This is a genomic window from Protofrankia sp. Cas4 (assembly GCF_963555915.1).
Taxonomy (GTDB): domain Bacteria; phylum Actinomycetota; class Actinomycetes; order Frankiales; family Frankiaceae; genus Protofrankia.
In genome coordinates, this window is sequence record NZ_CAUVXL010000078.1 from 1 (window position 1) to 10,074 (window position 10,074).

The following is a 10,074-nucleotide window of genomic DNA, read 5'->3' on the forward strand; positions in this document are numbered from 1 at the left end:
CACCGTCGACGTCGACACCGTCGACGTCGACACCGTTTACATCGACCCGGGCAGGCTACTGGCGCATGCGGATCGTGAGCAGCCAGGTGTTGCATCGCTGCGGCGGTTCGTCGTCGACGTCGTCGCACTGCCGTCACCGCGCCCGCTCGCGGAGACTTTCGCCGCGGCCGAGAACAACACCGGGGCCGGGCCGTTGTCGGGTTCCCGGTTCGCCGTCGTCGAGGGTGGACTGGGTATCGGGCTCGTCCTGACGACCATGCTGGAGCAGTATGGTGCGGCCGTGCGGATGTTCTCCGCCGCCGACGAGGTGCTCGCCGATCAGCTTGCGAGCGGCGTCGGGGCGGACGGCGTCCTGTGGGTGTCGCCGGTGGACCGGGATGCCCCACCGGCCCTGCCCGCCGCGTACGGTCCGATCCGGGCCGCGGTCGCGGGCGGAACCCGCCGCCTTGTCGTCGCGACCGGCAGTGGCGGCAGTTTCGGTCGGTCCGCGACCGATGAACCTGGTCCGAGCATCGGGATGGCAGGGCTGGCGCGCACCCTTGCGCGGGAGGCGCCCGACGTGCTCGTCCGGGCGGTGGATCTCGACCCCAAGGAGGCCCCGACCCGGCTCGCCGAGTACCTCCTCACCGAGTTGCTCACACCGGACGCCCCTGTCGTGGTCGGCTACCGTCATGGGGCCCGCTTAACTCCGCGGGTGGTGCCTGCGCAACTGTCCTCGACCGGTGTGGGCGTGCCCGCGCTCGGCCGGGACTCGGTTGTGCTGCTGACCGGCGGTGCCCGCGGTATCACAGCCAGGGTGGCGTTGGCTCTCGCCCGCGCCACCGGCTGCGGGATCGAACTGATCGGCCGAACCGTGCTCCCGGCCGCGCCGGAGGACCCGGCAACCGCCGCCGCGCCGGATGCACCGCGGTTGCGGCGGGCACTGATCGACACGGGCGTGCGTCGACCAGCCGAAATCGAGGCCAGGGTGGCCCGGTTGCTGGCGGAGCGGGAAGTGCGGGCCACTCTCGCCGCACTCACCCAGACTGCGTCCTACGTTCGATACCACGCGGTGGACGTGCGGGACGCCGACGCCTTGCGTCAGGTCGTGGCGGCGGTCTATGCAGACCGCGGCAGGATTGACGGGGTCGTGCACGGCGCCGGGGTCGTTGAGGACAAGCTGCTGCGGGACAAGACACCGGAGTCGTTCGACCGGGTGTTCGCGACAAAGGTCGAAGGTGCCCGGACGCTTGTCGACGCACTGCGTCCAGATCTTGATTTCCTGGTCCTGTTCGGCAGCGTGGCAGGGGTGTTCGGTAACCGGGGTCAGGTTGACTACTCCGCGGCTAACGATGCTCTTGACACCTGCGCCCATGCCTGGTCGCGGCGTTTTCATGGCCGCGTCGTCTCGCTGGACTGGGGGCCATGGGGCTCGTCCGGTCGCGATACCGGTCGCGAAACTGGCATCGAAACCGGCGGCGTGGACGTCGGCAGGGGAATGGTGTCCGCCGAGTTGGAACGTCAGTATGCCCGCCGGGGTATCGGCCTGATCGATCCAGATGCCGGGGTCGTCGCCGTTCTACGTGAGCTGGCCGCTGATGTCGATGTTCCGCAAGTGGTGTACATGTGCGGCCTGCCCGGGGCGCTCGATGACGGATTTCTCGGTTTTGGGATCGCGGATGTCGAACTATAGATCGCATAGGGCTAGCTTGTGCGCACAAAGAGCCACTATTGTGCGCCTTTGGCCCACCAGGCAGGCGCTCGCGTGAAGCCGGCGATCGCGGTCGTCGGGATGGCGTCGGTGTTCCCGGGCGCGGGTGACCTCGCTACCTACTGGAGCAACATCGTCAGCGGGGTGGACGCGGTCCGGGATGTGTCACCGCGGCGCTGGGATCAGGAGTTCTTTCATCCGGATTCCGCGGCTGACTCCGGTGCATCAAGTGGTGGTGCATCAAGTGTCGATGGACCAGATGGCGAACTCGGCTCCGGGGTGAAACCGGTGGTCGCCGCCGACCGGATCTACTGTCGGCGCGGCGGCTTCGTGGAGGAGTTCGCGACCTTTGACCCGATCGAGTTCGGGATCATGCCGCTTGCCGTGGACTGGGCCGAGCCCGATCAGCTGCTGGCGCTGCGGGTCGCAGCCGAGGCCGTCGCGGACGCCGGGGGCGCTGACACACTCGGCGATCGTGGCCGGACAGGGGTGGTACTGGGGCGCGGCAGTTACCTCGCCGCGGGTCTTGCCCGGCTGGACCAGCGGGTCAAGGTCTCCACCCAGCTCGTCACCACGCTGCGGGAACTCGTCCCCACGTTGACGACCGACCAGCTCGCTGCGGTCCGCGCCGCGTTCGTCGAAACCCTCGGTCCGGACCGTCCGGAGGCCGCGATCGGTCTGGTGCCGAACCTGGCCGCCTCGCGCATCGCCAACTGGCTGGATCTTCGTGGCCCGGCATACACGTTGGACGCGGCATGCGCGTCGTCCCTGATCGCGGTTGACACGGCCGTGCGCGAGCTGGCGGGCGGCCGGGCGGACGCCATGATCGCGGGTGGTGTGCATCTCGTCCAGGAAGTGACGTTCTGGAGCGTCTTCTCGCTGCTGCGGGCGCTGTCCCCGACCTCGCGGATTCGGCCGTTCGACCGGCGGGCCGACGGCATCCTGATCGGTGAGGGCGTCGGGATGGTCGTGCTGAAGCGACTCGCCGATGCCGAACGTGCCGGTGACCGCATCTACGCTGTGATCCGCGGTTGTGGTGTTTCCAGTGACGGGCGGTCCTCCACCTTGCTCGCGCCGTCGCAGCAGGGGCAGATCCTGGCCGTCGAGCGGGCCTGGGCCGACGCCGGGCTGGACCCGACCGCGCCCGGTGCGCTCGGTCTCGTCGAGGCCCACGGGACCGCCACCCCGGTCGGGGACGCGGCGGAACTCGCCACCCTGGGACGGGTGTTCGGTCGCGCCACCGGTGCTCCGCCGATCGGCATCGGTTCTGTGAAGTCCATGATCGGTCATGCCATGCCCGCGGCCGGCGCCGCCGGGCTCATCAAGGCCGTCCTGGCGCTGCACCACCGGACACTGCCGCCGACCCTGCACTGCGAGCAGCCACATCCGGCATTGGCGAGCACCCGATTCGAACCGATACGTGAAGCCGCCACCTGGGAGGCGCCCGACGGCGTCCAGCGGCGGGCCGGTGTGAACGCGTTCGGGTTCGGCGGTATCAACGCCCATGTCGTCGTCGAGGAGGCGCCGGCGTCGTCGAACGCGCCGTCCATCGCGTTTCCGGTGTCGGGCGTCACCGGCGGTTCGACCGGCGGTTTGGTCGGCGGTTCGACCGGCGGTTCGACCAGGCAGCCCGGCAGGGGCCTGCAGCAGGGTGCCGAGCGGGTCCTGCTGGTCGCCGGGGCGAGCACCGCGGCGCTCGTCCGGGCGCTCGCCGCGCCCGACGAGGAGCTGCTCGCCCGCGACGATGCCGGCAACATGCCCACCGGGGGCCCGTACCGGCTCGCGATCGTCGCACCGGACAGCCGGCGGCTTGCGCTCGCCCGGACGATCGTGGAGCGTGGTACCGCCTGGCGTGGCCGCAATGATCTGTGGTTCACGGCATCGCCCCTGCTGGGGCGGGGCGCGCTGGTGCAGCCTGACGGCACTGCCGGGCCGGGTAAGATCGCTTTCTTGTTCTGCGGTCTGGAGGACGGGTTCCACCCGCGGGTGGACGACGTCCGCGCGCATTTCGCCCTGCCGCACCGGGCGGTCGACGCCGGCACCGTCGACGCCAGCACCGTCGACGCCAGCACTGGGGTACTGGGCACGCACGGTGTCGCCAGCGTCGAGGTGGGACGGATCCTGGACATGGCACTGCGCAGGCTGGGGATCGTCCCGGACGTCCTGGGGGGTCACAGCATCGGCGAGTGGAATGCGATGATCTCCGCTGGACTGATCGCCGATGACTTCGTGGACAGGTTCATCAACTCGTTCGATCCGAGTTCTCTCGATGTGCCCGGTGTGGTCTTCGGTGCGTTGGGGTGCGGGGTGTCCCAGGCCGTCGCAGCCATCGACGGACTGTCGGATGTGGTGATCTCCCATGACAACTGCCCCCATCAGTCGATCATCTGCGGGGGGCGCCGCAGCGTCACTACCACTCTTGAGCGGCTGCGCGGCCAGGGTGTGCTGTGCCGGATACTGCCGTTCCGGTCCGGCTTCCACTCCCCGTTCTTCGCGCCCTACCTGGACCGGGTGCGTATGGACGTGGCGCGGACCCCGATCGGCGCCGCCACGGTGCCGGTCTGGTCGGCGACGACGGTCGCACCGTACCCGCAGGATCCTGCCGCCGTCCGTGACCTGTTCGCGCGCCACCTGCTGGAGCCGGTCCGTTTCCGTGGGCTCACCGAAGCGCTGTACGCCGCGGGCGTGCGGGTGTTCGTTGCGGTGGGCACGGGGAGCATCGCCGGTTTCGTGCAGGACACAATGGCGCGCGCCGAGTACCTGACCGTCGTCACGAACACCCCGAAACGTAGCGGTCTTGACCAGTTGCGGCGGGTGGCGGCAGCGCTCTGGGTCGAGGGAGCCTCCCCGCGCATGGACCTGCTGCCGACGGTGGACCGGGCCGTGGCGGCGCCGGCGGCAGTCTCGGGGCCGGGGTCGGCCGCCAGCCGAACGCGACGCGGTAGGCCGATGCTGCTCAACCTGGGCGCGCCACTGATCCGGCTGGGTGAGCGGGCCGCCGCGTTGGCACCGCTGCCGCTGCCGCTGCCCGAGCCTGCCCGGCCGCTTGCCGACCAGCTTGCCGACCAGGGGGAACATCCCGTTCTCGCTGAATTCGCCGCGTTCATGGCAGAGACGAACGAGATGGTCTCGACCGTCGTCGGACGGTGGGCCGCCAGAAAGCCGCCGGCCGCAGCCCCGGGGGCAGAGCCGGGCGTGGCCGTGACGGCCGCGCTGCCGGGGCCGCCGCGTAGCGTCCGGCGGACACTGTCGATCGAAACCATGCCGTACATCATTGATCACTGCTTCTACGGCCAGCCGCCGGGGTGGCCGCATCTCGCCGACCGTTTCCCGGTGATCCCGATGACCACCCTGCTCGAGATGATGATCGATGAGGCGCGGGCGTTCGCGCCCGGTCGGGTGGCGCTCGGGCTGACCGACATCCGGGCGCTGCGCTGGCTCGCGATCGCGCCTGCGGTCGAGGTGACCATCACCGCGGTCGCGGTCGGACCGGACGCGGTAATGGTCAATGTCGAGGGGTACGCACGCGGCACGGTCATCCTTGGCGACGACTACCCGGCGCCGCCGACGCCGTCCGATGAACCACTGCCCGACCTGCGACGCGATGTGGTCGACGGACAGTCGATCTACCGGAGCGGACGGTTGTTCCACGGGCCAGGCTTCCAGGGCCTGGTCGCGGTCGGGCCGATCTCACCGAAGGGCGTCCACGGCGAGTTCGTCGTCACCGAGGCTCCCGGCGCGCTCCTGGACACCGCCGGCCAGCTGTTCGGCTACTGGCCGATGGAGTACCTCCGGACGGACTGGCTCCTGTTGCCCACGACGATCCGCTCCCTGCGGTTCTTCGGCCCGCCTCCGGTGGTAGGCGACCGGCTGACCGGCACTGTGTGGGTGCGCGACGTGGGGGACACGACCGTCACCGCCGACCTGGAGATACGGGCCGCTGACGGCACAGTGTGGGCGGTGATCGAGGGCTGGAAGGACCGGCGGTTCTCCCAGGATGACGTGACGTGGTCGATGCTGCTGAGTCCGGCGCGCAGCGCGATCGCCGAGCGCGCCGAGGGCGGATGGGTGTTCGTCCGGGAGCGATGGCATGACACCGCATCCCGCGAGCTCATGCTGCGTCACCACCTCGACGCCGATGAGCGGGCAGCGCTTGCCGTCAGGAATCCGAAGGCGGCGCGGCAGTGGCTGATTGGACGGATCGCGGCGAAGGACGCCGTCCGCCACTGGCTCTGGGACGGCGGCGCCGGTGACGTGTGGGGCATCGAGATCGGCGTGTCGAACGAGCCGTCGGGCCGGCCGGTGATCGACCGGTTGCCCGACCGTGGTGGCACACCGATCGCGGCGCCGCCACATGTGTCGCTGGCCCACACAGGATTCCTCGGCGTGGCGCTGGTGCATCCCGAGGGCGATGTCGGCATTGACATCGAGCGGGTGGCGTCGCGTGCGCCGGGCGTCGAGACGCTCGCCCTCGCCGAGACGGAACAGGTCCTTCTCACGGAGGTCGCCGGCGCCGACCCGGACCGGCGCGCACTGTGGTTCACCCGGTTCTGGACCGCGAAGGAATCGGTGGCGAAGGCGGACGGCGTCGGATTGGCGGGCCAGCCGAAGAGATTCGTCGTGGACACGGTGGCACCCGGTCATCTCCGGGTCCGCGTGGACGCTCCGCGAGCGCACGTACGCTGGGTCGCCCACCAGTTGATCGACGAGGCCGGCGAGCCCGTGCCGGACCGCGCGGCCACCGGGTCCACCGGGTCCACCGCGGCCGCCGGATCCACCGACCGGGCCGAGGCAGACCGTTATGTCGTGGCATGGACCTCGCCGGCGGTCGAGCGGGCGGCCAGCGGAAACCGGTGGAGCGCCGGCGAAGGAAACGGAAAGAACACGAATGAAAGCACCGCAGAGAGCGATCCAAAAGGCGGCGAAGGAGCATGGACATGACGACCGAGTACGCGCTGGTTTCCGCCGAGGCGTCGGCCGACGGCCGGGCTGTGGTCGAGGCCCGGGTCCTCGGTGAGGTGGCGGCGTTGCTGCGTGACATCATCGGTGAGGAATATGTCATCGATCTGGAAATCGCGATGGAGACGTCGTTCAACACCGATCTCGAACTGGAGAGCATCGAGTTTGTCACCCTTGCCGATCGAATGCGGGAACGCTATGGCGACATGGTCGACTTCGTCGGCTTTCTCGCTGGCATGGGTGTCGACGAGGTCATCAACATGAAGGTCGGGCAGGTGGTCTCTTACATCGCCGGCTGTCTCGCCCCACGGTCGTAGCAGTGGCCGAGATTCTTGCGAACGGCGTCCGGCTGCACGTCCAGCGGCTGCCACCCAACGGTGGCCCGCAACCGGGGTCGCCCGTTGTCGTCACGGTGCACGGCATGGTCATGGACAACATGTCCAGTTTCTACTTCTCGCTCGGTAACAGTCTCGCCCATGCGGGCGCTGACGTGATCTGTTATGATCTTCGGGGTCACGGGCGCAGCGAGCGGACGCCGGCCGGCTACGGCATGGCGAACGCGATGGCGGATCTGGCGGCGATGCTCGACGCACTGGGTGTCGACAGTCCCGTCCACCTGGTCGGCAACAGCTATGGGGCCACCATGGCGCTGGCCTACGGGCTGGAGTTTCCCGAGCAGGTCGCGAGCCTCACGCTGATCGAACCGCCGTTCCTCATCGACGGCCTAGGCGCTGAGATGGCCAGGTCGCTCACGCAGGTTCTGGTCGGGCTTTCCGACGTCGAGGTCGAACAGTGGTTGGCGGAGTCCGCCGGTCGGGCCGTCAGCCGGATCACCCGCAGCGCCCAGTCACTGCTGCGGGACACCTCGATCGCGCAGGACATGCTCGCCACCGTCGCCTTCTCACCCGAGCGACTGGCGTGTCTGGACATACCCGTACTCGCGGTCTATGGGGGAAACTCCGACATCATCGGGCAGGCCGAGGGGCTCGCCAGACTTGTCGGCAACTGCACGCTGATCATCCTGGAGCATCACACGCATGCCGTGCTGCGCGAGGCCGCTGAATACCTGCGCAGGCTGATGCGGTGGTGGCTGTTCGACCGCGAGCACCCGATGCCGACCTACACCCGCGGCCCCGGGGGGGAATTCGACACCCCCGGGTGGGTGACACTGATGGTCCCGCCGGCGGATCTCAACAGCCCGAAACAGGACAGCCCGAAACCGGACGGCACACAACGGGCGGATCATGCAGCGATCGACGCCGGCCCGGTGACATCCCCGTGAGTCGCTTTCTGTTCGTCGTGCCGCCGTTGACCGGGCATGTCAACCCGGCCGCCGGAATCGCCGGTGAACTTACCGAACGCGGTCATGACACCGCCATCGCCGGCCACGCCGGTGTGATCGGGCCGCTCCTGCCACCCGGACTCGCACTGCTTCCGCTGACGGGCGAACTGTCCAGCGCCGATCAGGCTGCCATCAGCGAGAGGTCGAGGACGCTGCGTGGCCCGGCATCGCTGAAGTTCCTGTGGGAGGACTTCCTCATCCCACTGGCCGCGTCGATGGTCGCGGATGTGGAGGCTCTGGTCGACGAGTTCGCGCCGGATGTGCTCGTGGTGGACCAGCAGGCGATCGGTGCGGCGTTGGTCGCCCGCCGTCGCGGCCTGGCGTGGGCCACCCTGGCGACCACGTCCGCGGAACTGGACAACCCGTATGAGGTGCTCACCGGGGTCGGGCAATGGGTCGTCGATACTTTACGTGACTTCCAGCGTGCCCAGGGGGTGTCAGAACACGACGCGCGCGTCGGCGATCTGCGCTTTTCCGACCAGCTGACCCTGATCTGTTCAGTGCCGCAGATGCTGCGGACGGCCGACTTCCCCGGGCACTACGTCTTTGTCGGGACGCCGGCCGGCTGGCGTCGACCGGCGCCGGCCTTCCCCTGGGAATGGCTCGACCCGCAGCGGGAGCATGTGCTGGTCTCGTTGGGGACAGTGACCCGAGATGCCGGCGGGCGATTTCTGCGGATCGCGGTGGAGGCCCTTGATCCGCTCGCGCATCGGCTGCAGGCGATAGTCGTGGCGCCGCCCGGGATCGTGAATGCACCCACAAGCGGTGCGGCCGAATTCGGCGCGCTCGGATCGGGCGTCGCGCGCGGTGATATCAACGGCGGCGACATCAACGGCAGTGATATCAACGGCGGTGACATTCGGAAGCACGTTCTCCTGCTACCCTACGTGCCGCAGGTTGAGCTGATGCCGCGATTGTCCGTGGTGGTGTCGCATGGCGGGAACAACACCGTCTGCGAGGCGCTCGCGCACGGGGTTCCACTGGTTGTCGCGCCGGTTCGGGACGACCAGCCGATCATCGGTGAGCAGGTCGTACGCGCCGGCGCCGGTCTGCGGGTCCGGTTCGGGCGGGTGAGCGCGCCCGCGTTGCGCGAGTCGATCACTTCAGTGTTGGACGACCCCTCCTTCCGCACGGCCGCCGGGCGGTTGCGTGAGGACTTCACGGCGGCCGGCGGCGTCACGGCCGCCGCGGACCACCTGCTTACGATGGTTTAGCCCGATCACGATGCTTGAGCCCGGTCAGGATGGTTTAGCCCGGTCAGGAGGCGATGCCGGGCGATGTTGTGGTGGTTGCCGATCCTGATGTGCGTCGGGATCATCGCGAACGGGATACGGCTGCGCGGCCGGCTCCGTCGCCTGGACACGGTGCCCGCGAGCGGCCGGCCGGTGGATCCGCGCCACGAGTTCCTGGTCGCCCGTGACGTCCGGCTCACCGCCGCCGCGCGCCGCGCCGCAAGCAACCACGCCAGGCGCGAACGCCTGCGGGTACTCGACCTCATCCCCGCTGATCTGACGGTCGAACGCGCGCTCGACGTCGCTCGGATGGTGGACACCCGGACCTACCGGACCGACCGCGCCGCGCTCGGCCGTGGAGCCTTCCAGGCGATCCTCGCGGACGCGGAGCTGTTGCACCGGGCCGGCATCGGCCAGCGGGAGGGCTTCGACCCGGTCGAGCTCGTCGACATCATCGCCCGGCTGAAGAACTATGCGACCACCGGCACGGATCTTGTGGTCGTACCTGGGCTGAGCGCCGCCCGGGATGATCCGGTCAGCAGGGCGCGCGTACAGAAACGGACCTACCGCGCTAGGCCGCTGAACCTGCTCGCCCCGACGTTTCGGGACATCGCCATGGTCTGCGGTGGATCCGTCAACCTGGGCTGGGCGCTGGTGGCCACCGTCCTCTTCTGGTTACAGCCCTTCTTCGTCTGTTTCGGGCGGGTGCCGTTGCAACCACGCGACCTTGCGCGCAGCCCGGTCGTTCGGATTCTCGCCGGTGTCGAATTTGTCGTCGCCGCGGCCAGGAATGGTCGCCGCACCGCTGCGCGGAAAAAATCGCTGAAGTCTTCGGGGCCTGTCTCTTATAC

Annotated in this window: 5 protein-coding genes and 1 pseudogene; all 6 read left to right on the forward strand. The window is 69.1% G+C overall.

Going from position 1 to position 10,074, the window contains the following annotated elements:
* The coding region (locus U9979_RS07675) for an SDR family NAD(P)-dependent oxidoreductase (protein ID WP_322778815.1) at positions 1 to 1,672 on the forward strand (1,672 nt) is incomplete at its 5' end.
* A gap of 72 nt (positions 1,673 to 1,744) precedes the next feature.
* Complete coding sequence (locus U9979_RS07680; protein WP_322778816.1) at positions 1,745 to 6,631, forward strand: polyketide synthase; 4,887 nt, start codon at positions 1,745 to 1,747, stop codon at positions 6,629 to 6,631.
* On the forward strand, positions 6,628 to 6,966 hold the full coding sequence (locus tag U9979_RS07685) for an acyl carrier protein (RefSeq protein ID WP_322749039.1): 339 nt from the start codon (positions 6,628 to 6,630) through the stop codon (positions 6,964 to 6,966). Before U9979_RS07680 ends, U9979_RS07685 begins: the two co-directional genes overlap by 4 nt.
* A 2-nt stretch (positions 6,967 to 6,968) precedes the next feature.
* Entirely contained in the window at positions 6,969 to 7,931 is a 963-nt protein-coding gene (locus U9979_RS07690) for an alpha/beta hydrolase (protein ID WP_322778817.1), read from the forward strand.
* Positions 7,928 to 9,205, forward strand: a complete 1,278-nt coding sequence (locus U9979_RS07695; RefSeq protein ID WP_322749041.1) for a glycosyltransferase — start codon at positions 7,928 to 7,930, stop codon at positions 9,203 to 9,205. Before U9979_RS07690 ends, U9979_RS07695 begins: the two co-directional genes overlap by 4 nt.
* Positions 9,206 to 9,268: 63 nt before the next feature.
* Positions 9,269 to 10,074: pseudogene (locus U9979_RS07700) on the forward strand (methyltransferase type 12); the annotation flags it as partial.

Coding starts and splice junctions, on each gene's coding strand:
- U9979_RS07685 (WP_322749039.1), top strand. CDS start 6,628: ATGACGACCGAGTACGCGCTGGTTTCCGCCGAGGCGTCGGCCGACGGC.